Raw genomic sequence first — 15100 nt, 5'->3', positions numbered from 1 at the left:
CCGGACTACGCGCCGGCTCAGGCGTTGACGTTCACCACCACGCGGCCGCGCATGCCACCGTCGACGATCTTGCGCCCAGCCTYGATCGCCTCCGACAAGCCGATCTCGCGGGTGATCGCGCGCAGGCGATCCGGCTCCAGGTCCTGCGACAGCCGCTGCCAGGCCTGCTCGCGCAAGGCCATCGGGGCCATCACGCTATCGATGCCGTAGAGCGTGATGCCACGCAAGATGAAGGGCGCCACCGAAGCCGGGAAGTCCAGCCCTTGCGCCAGCCCGCACGCGGTGACCGCGYCGCCGTAGCGCACCTGCRCGCAGGCATTGACCAGTGTGTGCGAGCCAACCGAGTCCACCACCGCGGCCCAGCGCTCCTTCTGCATCGGCTTATTGGGCTTGCCCAGTTCCGTTCGGTCAATCACCTCGGCCGCGCCCAGCGCCTTGAGGAAATCCGCCTCGGCCGTCTTGCCGGTGGAGGCCACCACGCGATAGCCCAGCTTCGACAGGATGGCGATGGCCACCGAGCCCACGCCGCCAGAGGCGCCGGTCACCAGCACCTCGCCATCGCCCGGCTTGATGCCAGCGCGCTCCAGCGCCAGCACTGACAGCATGGCGGTATAACCGGCAGTGCCGATGGCCATGGCCTGCTGCGTGGTGAAGGCAGGCGGCAGCGCCACCAGCCAATCGCCCTTGAGGCGGGCGCGCTGCGCCAGGCAGYCCCAATGCGTCTCGCCCACGCCATAGCCATTGAGCACGACCTTGTCGCCGGCCTTCCAGCGCGCATGGGTGGATTCCAGCACCGTGCCGGCACCGTCGATGCCCGCCACCATCGGCCACTTGCGCACCACCGGCGAGCGGCCGGTAATGGCCAGCCCGTCCTTGAAATTGATGGTGGAGTAGTCGATGGCCACCAGCACGTCGCCCTCGGCGGGCAGGCTGGATTCGTCGAGCGCGGTAACGGCGGCCTGGGTCGCGCCGTCGGCCTGGATCAGCAGCAATGCCTGGAACGTCATGGAGTCTCCATCCGGTTTTTGATTGTTAACCAAAGACGACCGGCCGGCTCCGGCACGGCAGCGCCGGGAAGGCCGCCGGCGCGACGTGCTTACTTCTTGAGGCTGGCGAGCTTGCGCTCGAGCGTGGCGGCATCGGCGGCGCCGGGAATGCGGGTGCCGTCCATGAAGAACACGGCCGGGGTGCCGGTGATGTTCAGGCTCTGGCCGAGCGCCAGGTTGTCATCCAYCGGCGTCTTGCAGCTGCCGTTGCCGGTCAGCGCCACGTGGCTGATCATCCAGTCGCGCCAGGCCTTGGTGCGGTCGGCCGCGCACCAGACCTGCTTGGCTTTTACTGACGAATCCGGCGACAGCACCGGGTACAGGAAGGTGTAGACGGTGATGTTGTCCATCTGCTGGAACGTCTGCTCGATGCGCTTGCAGTAACCGCAGTTGGGGTCGGAGAACACCGCCACCTGGCGGCTGCCATCGCCCTTGCTCCACTTGATCGCGCGCGCCAGCGGCAGGTCCGACCACTTGATGCGGTTGATGTCGGCCAGCCGCTCCTCGGTCAGGTTGGTGCCGGTCTTGGAGTCCACCATCTCGCCGTTGATGATGTAGCGGCCGGTGGCATCGGTGTAGACCACCTGGCCACCGATGTTGACCTCGAACAGGCCGGGCACGGGAGTCTTGGCCACGCTCTTCACTTCAGCGCGCCCGCCCAGCATCTTTTGCACCGATTCCTTGATGCGGTCGGTGCCGGGCTCGCCCGCCGCCATGGCGTGCAGCGCGAAGCCGGCAGCCGCAATGCCGCCAACGATGGTGGCGGACAGGGCGGGACGGCGGCGCAGGAAATGCAACATGATGACTCCAGTAATTCGATGATTCGGTTCGCGCGAGCGAGCTCGGGATTCAAGGTTCAAGGGTTGAGCGCTCAGCCAAGCGCGCGGCCGATAAGAAAACGCTTGAGCAGCGACTGGCCGCCCACGACCCGCATGCCGGCATTGCGCACCGTGCGCGCCACGCCGCCAGGCAGGGAAAACAGCCGATGCAGGCCATCGGTAGCCGCGGTCAGCGACAACAAATCGGTGGCGCGCGCGCGCTCGTAGCGGCGCAGCAAGCGCAAGTCACCTTCTGCGCGGAAAGACTCTTTGGCGGCCATCACGCGGCCAAGTTCCGCCACATCGCGCAAACCCAGGTTCATGCCCTGCCCCGCCAATGGGTGCACCACGTGGGCGGCGTCGCCCACCAGCGCCACATGCGGCTGCACAAACTGATCGGCGCGCTGCAGCACCAAGGGGAAGCCCTGCGCCGGCGTCACGCAACGCAGCGCGCCAAACTGGCGCCCCACGGCGCCGCTGGCGGCCTGCATCACGGTATCGGCCAGCGCCTCGGGCGACAGCGCCAGCAGTTCGCTCGCATGGGCATCGTCGGCCGACCACACCATCGACACACGCCGGCCCGGCAACGGCAGCAACGCCAGGATCTCGCCGTTGACCGGCTCCTCGTCCGCCATCAGCTTGGGCGGCGTGCCCAGGAACCACTGCCAGGCCGTGTCCTGGTGCGGCAGCTCGCATTCAAAATTCGCCACGACGCCAAGCTGGCGATAGTGCCGCTTGGTGACCGGAATGTGGCATTGCTCGCGCACCCACGAGCGCGCGCCGTCGGCGCCCACCACGCAAGCCGCGCGCACCTTGTCGCCGCCGGCCAGGGTCAGCGTCACGCCATCATGGTCGCGCGCGAACGCCGCAGCGGTATCGTCGAGCCAGTGCACCTGGTGCTGGAAGCGCAGCGCGGTATCGAGCACGCGCTCCACATGGCCGGATTCGATGATCCACGCCAGTTGCGCAACGGTGGCCGCGTAGGCCGAGAAATGGAGATCGCCGGCAGCCGAGGCATTGGCCTGCGCCGCACTCGCATCGCCGAACACGCGCATGTCGCACACCGGCTGCATCCGCGCCGGGTCCAGCGCCTCCCACACGCGCAACTGCTCCAGCAAGGCTTGCGAGCTCGCCGAGAAGGCGTAGATGCGGCTGTCCCACTGGCCAGGATCCGCCGTAGCGGCAGAAGCGGCAGAAGCGGCAGAAGCGGCAGAAGCGGCAGAAGCGGCAGAGCGCGGCGCAACCAGCGCCACCTGCATGCCCTGCTGGGCCAGCAGCAACGCACAAKCCTTGCCGACGATGCCGCCGCCAACCACGGCAACCTGGAAACGGGAGGGAGATGGACGAGTCATGCGTGGATTATAGCCACCCCGGCACGATGGCTTTGGTGCGCCGTCGCGCGCATGAAGCGGCGCCCAGGCGCCTGCGGCAAAGGGGCGCACGCCCTCGATGCGCACAAATTGAGCAGGCGGCAGGCGCGGCCAGCCGGTTCAGCGCAACGTCCGGCGAGGTTACAATAGCCATCTTTCTGATGGCACCCCAGCACAAAACCGGTGAGCAACGCCCCGCTTTGGCTGTGTTGTCTCGTGCTGAACCCTCCCMTCTGCGTCCCCATCGCTGCGCCATTCCAGTGCGCCGGACGCACCCAGGGTGAACCGCAACCCATTGATTTTTAAAGGTTTACCATGAGCCTCAAATGCGGCATCGTCGGCCTGCCCAACGTCGGCAAGTCCACGCTGTTCAACGCCCTGACCAAGGCCGGCATCGCCGCCGAGAACTATCCGTTCTGCACCATCGAGCCCAATGTGGGCGTGGTGGAAGTGCCGGATACGAGGCTCGCCAAGCTGGCCGAGATCGTCAAGCCCGAGCGCATCCTGCCGGCCGTGGTCGAATTCGTCGACATCGCCGGCCTGGTAGCGGGCGCGTCCAARGGTGAAGGCCTGGGCAACCAGTTCCTGGCCAACATCCGCGAAACCGACGCCATCACCCACGTGGTGCGCTGCTTCGAAGACGAGAACGTGATCCACGTCGCCGGCCGGGTCGACCCGCTGTCCGACATCGAGGTGATCAACACCGAACTGGCGCTGGCCGACCTCTCCACCGTCGAAAAAGCCCACGCCCGGTACATCAAGCCCGCCCGCGCCGGCGACAAGGAAGCGCTGCGCCTGGTGGCCGTGCTGGAAAAAGCCCAGGCCGTGCTCAACGAAGCCAAGGCCGTGCGCACGCTCGACCTGTCCGATGAAGAATGGGCCGCCATCAAGCCGCTGTGCCTGATCACCGCCAAGCCCACCATGTACGTAGCCAACGTGCGTGAAGACGGCTTCGAGAACAACCCCCACCTGGACGCCGTGCGCGCCCACGCCGCCAAGACCAAGTCGCCGGTCGTGGCCGTCTGCGCCGCCATCGAAGCCGAAATCGCCGACCTCGACGACGAAGACAAGGCCGTGTTCCTGGCCGACCTCGGCATGGAAGAACCCGGCCTGGACCGCGTGATCCGCGCCGGCTTCACCCTGCTCGGCCTGCAGACCTACTTCACCGCCGGCGTGAAGGAAGTCCGCGCCTGGACCATCCACGTGGGCGACACCGCCCCGCAGGCGGCCGGCGTGATCCACACCGACTTCGAACGCGGCTTCATCCGCGCCCAGACCATCGCCTATGAGGACTTCATTACCTTCAAGGGTGAGCAAGGCGCGAAGGAAGCCGGCAAGATGCGCGCGGAAGGGAAAGAGTATGTGGTGAAGGATGGCGACGTGATGAATTTCTTGTTTAACGTCTAAGCCGTAAGCAGGGGTTCACGAGCCCCAGCCGACTTCACGATTGCCCTGCAGCCCGCTTCCCAGCGGGCTTTTTTGTTTCTTGAGGCGTCAGCAGGATTTCCTTCAGAATTTATGACGGATACCGACGACCGCGCCAAACTGATTGTCCGACCCATTTACCGTGCCAAAGCCGGTGCTTTGGATCGCGCCGGTACCGCCTGAGGTCAGGCCCAGGTTCGAACCATCCTTGTTCTTGGTGTAACCAAGGTTCACGTAGGCATCGGTACGCTTGGATAGCGTGTAGTCAACCGATGCCACGAAACTCCACGGATCAGCCTTGGTACCGCGAAAATCTTGATAGTAGGCAGAGCCGGTCAGCGACAGCGCAGGTATCACCTGATAGGCAATGCCCAGCCAGTACAGGTTGGAGGCATTGTTAGCCCCGAGGTTGCCCGGCAGCGTGGCGCCGTCGAGCGCCATGGCCCAGCGATATCCAGCGTACATCTTGGCCGGGCCGAAGACGTAGGAGCCAGCCACGGTGGCGCGACGGATCTTGGCGCCAGTCAGGGCACCGGTCGAGGCCAGGCCAAGGTTGGTTTCGTCGTATACAGCCCCGGCGGCAAACGGACCGACGGCATAGGTCAGGCCAGCGCTGAACTCCTGGCCAATCTTGGGGCTACCCGGGACTTCACCAAAAGAGCCCCCACCGGTGTTTGCGCCGAAGCTATACAGGGCCCTGGCAGTCAGGCCGCCAAAGGTGCCGGCGTACTTGACCGAGTTGTCGGCACGGCTGGTAAACCCCGCATCCTGGCCGATGATCGAGTAGTTCGTGGCAATTGCCATTGGGTCGAACTGCAGACCGAAATCATAGAGCGGGGTCTGTTGACGGCCCAGGGTCATGTTGCCCCACTGGCTTTGCAGGCCGACGTAAGCGTTCCGACCGAACAGACGGCCACCTTGGGCCGAGGTGCCCGTGTCAAGGTTGAAACCGCTTTCCAGCACGAAGACGCCCTTCAGCCCCCCGCCCAGATCTTCCGCGCCACGCAGGCCCCAACGGCTGCCGGACAGGTTGCCCGAGGTCAGGCGGGTCACGCTGTGGCCGCCCCCGGGCTGGTTATTTTGATACTCGATGCCAGCGTCGAGGAGCCCGTACAGCGTCACGCTCGACTGCGCGTACGCGCCGCCAGCGGCCAATGCAGCGACGGCAGCAATCCATTTCATCTTCATAACACTCTCCCTGTTAGCTGATGATTGGAAACGCTGGACTATCCCGATGGCTTGCCGACGCGACCCGTCCATGTCGATCTTGTACTATGTACCAGCTGTCGGTTAACGATACTCACGAACAGTGGGCTAGCGAACCATCGAAAGCGCCTTGTTGTGATGCGGCAACAACGAGCGAACGCAGAGCAATCAAGATCGCTCCGCTTGGAGTAACGAGCACTGGGATTTTTGGGTGGCCCTCGCCCGCGGCCTCCAATTCATAGAACGGGTTAGGCACTCGCGGGATTTTGGGGTCCATCGGAGATGGACAGATCACAGGCTAGGGCCAGGCGATGCGAAGCGCCAGATACGCCACTCTACCTGTGTTGAACGAGGAAGATACAAAAGGGCGCGGGCTTGCAACCAGCGCGCGCATTGCGTCGGGCCTCCGGCATCTGCGAGCGCCATCAAGCAGGCCGTCACACAACACAGCAATGTGAATCGGCTCTGATGTTCCAGCCAATCCAATCATGGTTGGCGCACAGCGGCATGCCGACGGCAACCGCCCCCACTCACAACGCCCCCAAATCCTCCCCCCGCAGCCCCACCAGCAGCGCCTGCCCATCCGGCCCGACGCGGAACTCGCCATAGCGCGCCTTCTCGAACCGCGCCCCCTGCCCTTCCTGGAAGAAGTACGCATCGGTGGACACCTGCGCCTGCACGCCGCCCCAGCGGGCCGGCACGTTCTGGAAGCGCAGCAGYTGCTCGCCGCCGGCCAGTGCCTCGCCCGTGTACAGGCGCACGAAGGCGGCTTCGCCGCGTGCGTCGCGGCGGATCACGGCAACTTGCTCGCGGGCGGGCTCGATGCCTTGCAGCTTGCCTGCCTGGCGGATGGACTCGGCGATGGCGAAGTTCAGCGCCATGTAATCGCCTTGCATGAGCGAGCGCGGATCGACTGGCGCCAGGCGCAGGTAGATGGTGTCGCCATGCGCCAGCAGCCGTTCCTTGCCGGTGATGGCGAAGGCAGCCAGCCCGAGCGTGAGCACCCATGCCAACAGTATCCAGCGTTTCATGCTTATCTCCTTGCGCCGTCACGACGCAGCGCCATGCGCAGCAGCAGCACGGCGATGCCGGCACCGGCGAGCGTGGCGGACTTGATCAGCAGCGTCCAATGCAGCGCGCTGTAGTACCAGATGAAGCCGCTGCCGAGCGCGGCGACGGCCAGGCCCAGCCAGGGCAGCGAGCCGCGGCGCAGCGCCAGGCCGAGCGCGAGGGCGGCGGCGGCGACCGCCGGCGCACCGGCGAGCAAGGCGCTGAACAGCACCGCGCCGACAAGCGCGGTGCCCCGCACCGCCGGGCTTAGCCGCAGCCGGCCTGCTTCGGCAAGGACAAACGCGGCGAGCACCACGCCAAACAGCGCGCCGGCCATCCAGTAGTTGCCGGCGTGGCGCCCGGTGTCGGCGTCGAACAGCAGTGCCTGAGGCTGGCTGAGGCCGGTCACCACCAGGGCCGCGCCCAGTGCGAACAGCAGCGTGGCATCCGCGGCCGGCTCGATCCAGCTGTGCAGCCCGGCGGCGCAGAGCCGCCCTTCCGCCAGCACGAAGCCGGYGAGCAGTGTCATGGCGAACGGCGCGAGCCAGCCTAGCGAGAAGCTCATGGCTTGCCAGACGTGGCGCAGGCCAGGCGTCATGGCCAGGTGGAGCGCCAGTGCCACGCAGGTCCATAGGCCCAGCGCGGCCAGGAAGCGATGGAGCCGGTTGCTGACCAGCACATAGAGCACGGCCTCCAGCAGCGCGAGCGCGCCCCAGAAGGCGGCCGATTCGAGCAGGCGGCTGCCGCCGTAGGCCTGGCTCGCGCCGTACACGAGCAGACCCTGGCCGCTAAGGCTGACAGCCAGCGCGAATTGCTCGAGCGCGGTGGCACCCGCGCGGCGCCGGTACAGCACCGCCGCCAGCGCGATCATGGCGGCGCCGCAGAGCGCCATTGCCGTGGCGTTGTCGCGCGCGGCCACAAAGACCGAGCCGAGCAGGAAGGCGAGGAAGAACACGGCGCCGAGCCAGCCCGCGAGGCCCATCAGCAGCCTGACGGCCCATGGCGTGCGCCCTTGTGCGGCTAGCGGCTGCCCTTGCACCAAGCCGCGCGCGGCCAGGTCCTGCCACAACCTTTGTACTATGTGAACGTGACGGTCGCTGGTCATGCCGGCTCTCCGTTGGGCGCGCCGCTTTGGGCTTGCCCGTGGTGTCGATAGGCGCGCAGCAGCCAAGCCGCCGCCGCCGCGGACAGGCCGATGGTCAGCAGCCCGAGGATGAGGAAGGCGCCGAACGCGTCCCGGTTGCCCTCCAGCAGTAGCCGGGCAACCCCGGTCACCAGCAGCACGATGACCGAGAAGCTGGCCAGGCTGAGCGCCACCACATCGAACGCCCGCAGCCGGAACCACGCAAGCAGCCCGCCCAGCGTGAGCATGGCCACGCCGAACATGGCGAGATCGAAGTGGTTGTGCAGGAGGCTGGCAAGGCCGAGCCAGCCGGCGTAGGCGCACGCMAGCGTGGCAAGGATGCGTGCGCCGGCCAGCCCGCGAAAGCCGTAGGCCGGCGCCGCAGCGCGCAGCGCGAACCACAGCACCAGTTGCAACAGCGTGGCCGCCAGCAGCGAGAGCGTGGTGGCCCGCTCGCCAGCCGCGCCAAACAGCAGGTCGAACATGCCGCCCACGCCAAGGCGCACGCTGAAATACCGCAGCAGCGCTACATTGGCCAGCACGATTACCACCCACCAGTGCGGCGCCGCGCGCGCGGCCAGCGCCCATGGGATCGCCAGCAGTGCCCACAGGGCGAACAGCTGCCACGCGTCGGCGCCGGTCTGGTAGACCTGCCCGATCACGGCCAGCAGCACGCCGGCCACCACCTGGGCGCCGCAGAGCGCCGCCAGCCCCGCCATGTCGGTGGCCGGGCGCAGCCAGGCGAATCCCGCCAGCAGGGTCAGCGCCCCGGCCAGCAGGCCAAACTTGGCGAACTTGTGCAGGTCCTGCCAGTTGAAGGCGAAGAACACGATCACGCCGGCGCACAGCAGCGCGGCGCCCAGCATGAGCAATGTGCGATCGAGCCAGGTCCGCCACTGCGCCGCGTCGGGCTCGGTCCCTGGCCAGCTGGCGGCCACGCCGTCGGCGCCGAGCACGCCCTGCTCGCGCCAGTCTGCCAGCGCCTGGCGCGCTGCCCGYCGGTCTTGAAAGCCCTGCGTTGTGGTTGCCTGCATCTATGCTCCATGTGATGGATACGCCAGCGCACTGTAGCAAAGGCGCCGCCATCTGCGCAGCTTTCCTTGCGTGAGCGGGAGCATGCAACAGCGCTGCTTTGCCGCCTTGCCCCGGCCCGGTATGCTGTGCGTTTCTCCCATCCAGCCACACCCCGCCATGACCCTTGGTATCCTCGCCGCCATCCACGATGAAGTCGACGGCCTGATCGCCGCCATGCGCCACGATGATGCCCGCGCCACCGTGCAGACAATCGGCATGCGCGACTATCACGTTGGCCATCTCTACGGCCAGCGCTGCGTGCTGGTGCTAGCGCGCATGGGCAAGGTGGCGGCGGCGGCTACCACGGTCACCCTGGTGCGCGAGTTCGGCGTGGATGAGATCGTCTTCACCGGCCTGGCCGGCGGCATCGGGGCCGAGACGCGGGTCGGGGATGTGGTGGTGGCAGACCGCACTCTGCAGCACGACCTGGACGCGCGGCCGTTTTTTGCCCGGCACGAGGTGCCGCTGCTGGAGCGCGCTGAATTCCCCACCGATCCGACGCTTACCGCCGCGCTGCGCGAGGCCGTGGCAGGCTACCTGCGTGATGACCTKCCGACCTCCGTCCCGGCCAGCGTGCTTGCGCGCTTCGGGGTCAGCGCGCCCAGGCTGCATATGGGGATGATCGCCAGCGGCGACCAGTTCATCGGCTCCCCCGCCGCCGCGGCCGATTTGCGCGAGCGCTTGCCTGGCGTGCTGGCGGTGGAAATGGAAGGCGCCGCGGTAGCACAGGTTTGCCATGAGTATGGCGTGCGGCATGCGGTGATGCGCACGCTATCGGATCGGGCCGACGATACCGCGCACGTGGATTTTGCGGCGTTTCTGACCGACGTGGCCAGCCATTATTCGAGCGGCGTTTTGAGACGGTTCCTGGAGCAGCGCGGGTAACCAGACCAAAGCGGCGTTGGCGTTAATTCGGGTTCGAGATTGTGAGGCATGCATTCAATCTCACCGCCCCCTGGCCACGCCCCCGACCCCAACCAGCACGGCCGCGCCCAGGATGGCCGCGAACCAGCCCGCCATCTGCCCGTCGACAAACCAGTGCAGCCCACGGCCGCCGTAAAACGCGGCTAGCGCGCCCAGTGCACCGAACACCACTGCGGCCAGCAGGCTAACCCGGCCCACGGGATGCAGCCACCGCGCCGCCAGTCCAACCAGCACCCCTACCACCAGCATACCCAACATCACATTCTCCCGATTATCTGAATCTGGCGCGCTGCCTGGGAAGGCCCGCCAGGCACCGCGCGTGGCTGTAGCAATATGGTAAACCCGACCGCGCTCCGGCAAGATCCGCGCCGGGCGGTATAATGTAGCCCGGTTCGGCGGCGCTTTGCGCCGGAATCCGCGCTTGAATTCATGCCCGGATTGCACCTGACTCCCGCGCTGCGGCCAGCAAAGCCGCCGCCCGGAGCCCGGCCAGAGAGACATGCTCCCCACCATGCAACTGCTCGCGATCGGTATCAATCACACCACGGCGCCCGTCTCGCTGCGCGAGCGAGTGGCGTTTCCGCTTGAGCAGATCAAACCCGCCCTGGGCGCCTTGCGCACCCACCTGGCCGGCAAGAATGGCACCGAAGCCGCCATCCTTTCCACTTGCAACCGCACCGAGATCTATTGCGCCACCGATGTGCTGTTGTCGGGTTCGGACGGCTTCGAGCACACGCTGCGCTGGCTGGCGCAGCACCATAACGTGCCGGCCGGCGAACTCGCTCCCCACCTGTACTCGTTGCCGCAGTCCGAAGCCGTGCGCCATGCCTTCCGCGTGGCCAGCGGGCTGGACTCGATGGTGCTGGGCGAAACCCAGATCCTGGGCCAGTTGAAGGATGCAGTGCGCACCGCCGGTGAAGCCGGCGCGCTGGGCACCTACCTGAACCAATTGTTCCAGCGCACGTTCGCGGTGGCCAAGGAAGTCCGCGGCCAGACCGAGATCGGCGCGCATTCGGTATCCATGGCTGCCGCCGCGGTGCGSCTSGCCCAGCGGATTTTTGAAAGCGTCTCGACCCAGCGCGTGCTGTTCATCGGCGCGGGCGAGATGATCGAGCTGTGCGCCACGCACTTCGCGGCGCAAACGCCGCGCCAGATCGTGGTGGCCAACCGCACCGTGGAGCGTGGCGAGCGGCTGGCCGAGCAGCTCGCCGGCCAGGGCCTGACCACCGAGGCCATCCGCCTGTCGGACCTGGGCGCGCGCCTGCATGAGTTCGACATCGTGGTGTCATGCACCGCCAGCTCCCTGCCCATCATCGGGCTGGGCGCGGTGGAACGCGCCGTCAAGCTGCGCCGCCACCGCCCCATCATGATGGTGGACCTGGCCGTGCCGCGCGACGTGGAGCCCGAAGTCGCGCGTCTGGACGACGTCTTCCTGTACACCGTGGACGACCTCGGCGCCATCGTGCGCGAGGGCAATGCCATGCGCCAGGCCGCCGTGGCCCAGGCGGAAGCCATCATCKAAAGCCGCGTGCAGAATTTCATGCATTGGCTGGAAACCCGCAGCGTGGTGCCTGTCATCCGCGAACTGCAGGTGCAGGGCGAGGCCATGCGCCAGGCTGAGCTGGAGCGCGCGCGCCGCATGCTGGCGCGCGGCGACGACCCGCAAGCCGTGCTCGAAGCCCTGTCCGGCGCGCTCACCCGCAAATTCCTGCACGGCCCGACCCACGCCCTGAACCACACCCAGGGCGACGACCGCGAGACCTTGCTGCGGCTGGTGCCGGGCTTGTTCCGCCACAGCAGCCACTCCGAGCGCTAGCCGCGCTCGCCTCGGCCGTGCGTGTCCTGCGCGCGGCCAGCTTTGCGTTGCCAGCGGCCATTGCCCCGCACGCATCCCAGCAGCAACATCCGCCTCCACCCGTTTCACCGCGCCCCTTCGGACCCCCATGAAAGCCAGCATGCTTGCCAAGCTCGACCAATTGTCCGAGCGACTCGACGAAGTCAACGCCCTGCTTGCGCGCGRAGATGCCACCGCCAAGATCGACCAGTACCGCAAGCTCACGCGCGAACACGCCGAGCTGACGCCGGTGGCCGAACAATATGCGCAGTACTGCCAGGCACAGGAAGACCTGTCCACCGCGCAAGCGCTGCTGGACGATCCCGAGATGAAGGAGTTCGCGGCCGATGAGATCACCGCGGCCCGCGAGCGGCTGGAAACGCTGGAAGGCAGCCTGCAGACATTGCTGCTGCCCAAGGATCCCAACGACGACCGCAACCTGCTGCTGGAAATCCGCGCGGGTGCCGGCGGCGAGGAGAGCGCCCTGTTCGCCGCCAATTTGATGCGGATGTACACACGCTATGCCGAGCGCCAGCGCTGGCAGGTGGAGGTGATGAGCGAATCGGCGTCCGACCTGGGCGGCTACAAGGAAGTGATCATCCGGATCGCCGGGGATGCGGCCTTTTCCCGGCTGAAGTTCGAATCCGGCGGCCATCGCGTGCAGCGCGTGCCAGCCACCGAGGCCCAGGGGCGCATCCACACTTCGGCCTGCACGGTGGCAGTCATGCCCGAGGCCGACGAGGTGACCGAGGTGGAAATCAATCCGTCGGACCTGCGTGTGGATACCTTCCGCGCCTCCGGCGCCGGCGGCCAGCACGTCAACAAGACCGACTCGGCCGTGCGCCTGACCCACCTGCCCACCGGCATCGTGGTGGAGTGCCAGGACGACCGCAGCCAGCACCGCAACAAGGACAAGGCCATGAAGGTCCTGGCGGCCCGGCTGATGGACGCGAAGCTGCGCGCCGCCCAGGCGAAAGAAGCCAGCACCCGGCGCAACCTGATCGGCACCGGCGACAGAAGTGATCGTATCCGCACCTATAATTTCCCGCAGGGGCGCGTGACGGATCACCGTATCAACCTGACGCTCTACAAGATCGACATGATCATGGACGGCGATCTCGACGAGCTCCTGTCCGCCTTGTCCGCGGAACACCAGGCGGATCAACTGGCGGCACTGGGCGAAGGGCATTAATCGCTTGGCATTAGCAGGTTATTGCGACGAATTACCGGTCATTAAGGCAGATTTTTGGATCGCACTGCATAAATCGCGATTTCTGAACGAAAACCTTTGTATCTGTTGTAAATGCTTGCAACAGCACTGGCGTGCCATTTTCCGCTGTCTATAATCGATTCCGACCGAGCCACCATACAGAGGTCGGCGTGTCGCCACTCGAAAACGGACAAAAGGACGAAATCATGAAGAAATTGCTCGCGCTGTTGATGATCACCGCCGCCATGGCTGCCTGCAGCAAGAAGGAAGAAGCCCCCGCCACGCCGAGCGCCGAGAGCGCCATGCAAAGCGCYGCTGAATCCGCCAAGGCCGCCGCCAGCGACGCCGCATCCGCCGCCAGCAATGCCGCCGATGCCGCCAAGTCCGCTGCCAGCAGCGCGGCTGCCGACGTTTCCGCTGCCGCCGAAAAGGCCAAGGTCGATGCCGGCAATGCCATGGAAAAGGCGAAGGACGCCGCCAAGGATGCTGTCAACGCCAGCGCGGACAAAGCCAAGGACGCCGTCAACAAGTAATTCGCACGCCACGGCGGCAAGAAACTGGCGCATCGCGGCCAGGCACCGCCGCCCAGGCAAGCGCGTTACACTGCAAACCCCGTCAGGGCACCTCCCGGCGGGGTTTTGTTTTTTTGCCCGATCCATGCCCAGCACCACGTCCATCGCCACCTGCCCCAGCCCCAATGCCACCGCGCCGGTCTCACTGCCTGAGACGGCCACGGTACGCGACGCCCTGGCCGTGGCTGCGGCAGCCGGCTTGCCAGCGCTGGAGGCGCGCCTGCTGGTCAGCCACGTCACCGGGCTCACCCGCACCCAGCTGATCACGCGCGACGACGAAACGCTTGCCCCGGCCCAGCGCGACAGCGTGGCCGCCTTGCTCGGGCGCCGCCTGGGCGGCGAACCGGTAGCCTACTTGCTGGGGGAGCGGGAATTCTTCGGGCGCGCCTTCCGCGTGACCCCGGATGTGCTGATTCCGCGCCCGGACACCGAAATCGCCGTGGAAGCGGCCCTGAAGCTGCTGGCGCCGCTGGCTGCCCCCCGGGTGCTCGACATGGGCACCGGCTCAGGCGCGCTGGCCGTCACGCTGGCCTGCGAACGGCCCGACGCCGAGGTCTGGGCGACCGATATCTCGCCCGGCGCGCTGCAGGTGGCGCAAGACAACGCGCGCGCCCTGGGCGCCGGCAATGTGCGCTTTCTTGCCTCCGACTGGTACGCCGCGCTGCCCGCTGGCCTGCGCTTCGACCTGATCGTGAGCAATCCGCCCTATATTGCCGCCGCGGACCCGCACCTGGGCCAGGGCGACCTGCGCTTCGAGCCGATCGATGCGCTGACCGATCATGGCGATGGCTTGTCGGACCTGGGTGCGATCGTGGCCGGGGCCGCCGCGCGCCTGCATGCGGGCGGCTGGCTGCTGATGGAGCACGGCTACGACCAAGGCCAGGCTGCCCGCGACCTGCTGGCCGCCGCCGGCATGGCCGAGATCTTTACCGCGCGCGACCTGGCCGGCCACGAACGCTGCAGCGCGGCTCGCCTGCCAGCGCAGTCCGGGGCGGCCGCCTGAAGCCGGCAGCCGATTCCGGTAAAATCAAATACTTGATTGCAACAAGGCGCGCGCATCACGCTCGCCCTTTCCGATTTCCCGATAGCGGCGCCGGCCAGTGCCTGCACCGCGAGCAACTGAAAAGAGACATCATGAGTGACGTGCAGCAAAAGATCGACCAGATCGTCAAGGGCAGCCCGGTGGTCCTGTTCATGAAGGGCACCGCCCAGTTCCCGATGTGCGGCTTCTCCGGCCGTGCGATCCAGATCCTGAAGGCCTGCGGCGTCGACGCACCGACCACGGTCAATGTGCTGGAAGACGACGGCATCCGCCAAGGCATCAAGACTTACGCCAACTGGCCGACCATTCCGCAGCTTTACGTGAATGGCGAGTTCGTCGGCGGCTCGGACATCATGATGGAGATGTACCAGAACGGCGAGCTGCAATCGCTGCTCAAGGCCTGAGC

The 15100-nt window shown here is 66.7% G+C and carries 15 protein-coding genes; 7 read left to right on the top strand and 8 right to left on the bottom strand.

Annotation, left to right across the window (positions count from 1 at the left end; genetic code table 11):
• Nucleotides 1–17 precede the first annotated feature (17 nt).
• The 3 genes from acuI to AC1DS3_RS03870 all read right to left on the bottom strand — a co-directional run bounded on the left by acuI (nucleotide 18) and on the right by AC1DS3_RS03870 (nucleotide 3216).
• Nucleotides 18–1007, bottom strand: a complete 990-nt coding sequence (gene acuI, locus AC1DS3_RS03880; protein ID WP_477126723.1) for an acrylyl-CoA reductase (NADPH) — start codon at nucleotides 1005–1007, stop codon at nucleotides 18–20.
• 89 nt (nucleotides 1008–1096) lie between these two features.
• Nucleotides 1097–1846 (bottom strand): DsbC family protein, encoded by a 750-nt coding sequence (locus AC1DS3_RS03875; RefSeq protein ID WP_477126722.1) that lies wholly within the window; start codon nucleotides 1844–1846, stop codon nucleotides 1097–1099.
• A 71-nt stretch (nucleotides 1847–1917) separates the two neighbouring features.
• Nucleotides 1918–3216 (bottom strand): UbiH/UbiF family hydroxylase, encoded by a 1299-nt coding sequence (locus tag AC1DS3_RS03870; RefSeq protein ID WP_477126721.1) that lies wholly within the window; start codon nucleotides 3214–3216, stop codon nucleotides 1918–1920.
• A 333-nt stretch (nucleotides 3217–3549) separates the two neighbouring features.
• Between AC1DS3_RS03870 and ychF the strand changes: the two genes are divergently transcribed.
• The gene (ychF, locus tag AC1DS3_RS03865; protein ID WP_441640263.1) at nucleotides 3550–4641 is read left to right on the top strand and encodes a redox-regulated ATPase YchF; all 1092 of its coding nucleotides are present in this window, start codon (nucleotides 3550–3552) and stop codon (nucleotides 4639–4641) included.
• A gap of 102 nt (nucleotides 4642–4743) precedes the next feature.
• Here ychF and AC1DS3_RS03860 read toward each other — a convergent pair whose 3' ends face one another.
• The 4 genes from AC1DS3_RS03860 to AC1DS3_RS03845 form a co-directional block, all read right to left on the bottom strand.
• Nucleotides 4744–5847, bottom strand: a complete 1104-nt coding sequence (locus AC1DS3_RS03860) for a porin (RefSeq protein WP_441640262.1) — start codon at nucleotides 5845–5847, stop codon at nucleotides 4744–4746.
• A gap of 548 nt (nucleotides 5848–6395) precedes the next feature.
• Nucleotides 6396–6896 (bottom strand): GDYXXLXY domain-containing protein, encoded by a 501-nt coding sequence (locus tag AC1DS3_RS03855; protein WP_441640261.1) that lies wholly within the window; start codon nucleotides 6894–6896, stop codon nucleotides 6396–6398.
• A gap of 2 nt (nucleotides 6897–6898) precedes the next feature.
• Nucleotides 6899–8020: a DUF4401 domain-containing protein gene (locus AC1DS3_RS03850; RefSeq protein ID WP_477126720.1), complete on the bottom strand. Its 1122-nt coding sequence runs from the start codon at nucleotides 8018–8020 to the stop codon at nucleotides 6899–6901.
• Nucleotides 8017–9072, bottom strand: a complete 1056-nt coding sequence (locus tag AC1DS3_RS03845; protein WP_441640259.1) for a DUF2157 domain-containing protein — start codon at nucleotides 9070–9072, stop codon at nucleotides 8017–8019. Before AC1DS3_RS03845 ends, AC1DS3_RS03850 begins: the two co-directional genes overlap by 4 nt.
• Before the next feature lie 157 nt (nucleotides 9073–9229).
• On the opposite strand from AC1DS3_RS03845, the gene AC1DS3_RS03840 reads away from it, so the two are divergent.
• Nucleotides 9230–9997, top strand: a complete 768-nt coding sequence (locus tag AC1DS3_RS03840; protein ID WP_441640258.1) for a 5'-methylthioadenosine/adenosylhomocysteine nucleosidase — start codon at nucleotides 9230–9232, stop codon at nucleotides 9995–9997.
• Nucleotides 9998–10057: 60 nt separating this feature from the next.
• On the opposite strand, the gene AC1DS3_RS03835 is transcribed toward AC1DS3_RS03840, so the two are convergent.
• Nucleotides 10058–10294 carry a hypothetical protein gene (locus AC1DS3_RS03835; protein WP_441640257.1) on the bottom strand — a complete coding sequence of 79 codons (237 nt, stop codon included), beginning with the start codon at nucleotides 10292–10294 and terminating at the stop codon, nucleotides 10058–10060.
• A 253-nt stretch (nucleotides 10295–10547) separates the two neighbouring features.
• Here AC1DS3_RS03835 and hemA point away from each other — a divergent pair, with 253 nt between their 5' ends.
• The 5 genes from hemA (at nucleotide 10548) to grxD (ending at nucleotide 15098) form a co-directional block, all read left to right on the top strand.
• Complete coding sequence (gene hemA, locus AC1DS3_RS03830) at nucleotides 10548–11852, top strand: glutamyl-tRNA reductase (protein WP_477126735.1); 1305 nt, start codon at nucleotides 10548–10550, stop codon at nucleotides 11850–11852.
• Nucleotides 11853–11979: 127 nt separating this feature from the next.
• The gene (prfA, locus tag AC1DS3_RS03825) at nucleotides 11980–13062 is read left to right on the top strand and encodes a peptide chain release factor 1 (protein WP_477126719.1); all 1083 of its coding nucleotides are present in this window, start codon (nucleotides 11980–11982) and stop codon (nucleotides 13060–13062) included.
• Nucleotides 13063–13286: 224 nt separating this feature from the next.
• Nucleotides 13287–13613, top strand: coding sequence for a hypothetical protein (locus tag AC1DS3_RS03820; RefSeq protein WP_477109587.1), 327 nt, complete (start codon nucleotides 13287–13289; stop codon nucleotides 13611–13613).
• A 124-nt stretch (nucleotides 13614–13737) separates the two neighbouring features.
• Nucleotides 13738–14655: a peptide chain release factor N(5)-glutamine methyltransferase gene (gene prmC, locus AC1DS3_RS03815; protein WP_441640254.1), complete on the top strand. Its 918-nt coding sequence runs from the start codon at nucleotides 13738–13740 to the stop codon at nucleotides 14653–14655.
• A 131-nt stretch (nucleotides 14656–14786) separates the two neighbouring features.
• Nucleotides 14787–15098 carry a Grx4 family monothiol glutaredoxin gene (gene grxD, locus AC1DS3_RS03810; RefSeq protein ID WP_150985669.1) on the top strand — a complete coding sequence of 104 codons (312 nt, stop codon included), beginning with the start codon at nucleotides 14787–14789 and terminating at the stop codon, nucleotides 15096–15098.
• Nucleotides 15099–15100: the final 2 nt, after the last annotated feature.

The sequence above is a fragment of the Cupriavidus sp. 01L46 genome (genome assembly GCF_056399905.1).
The sequence above is the reverse complement of the archived record's forward strand: the minus strand, read 5'-3'. Positions and strand labels throughout refer to the sequence as shown.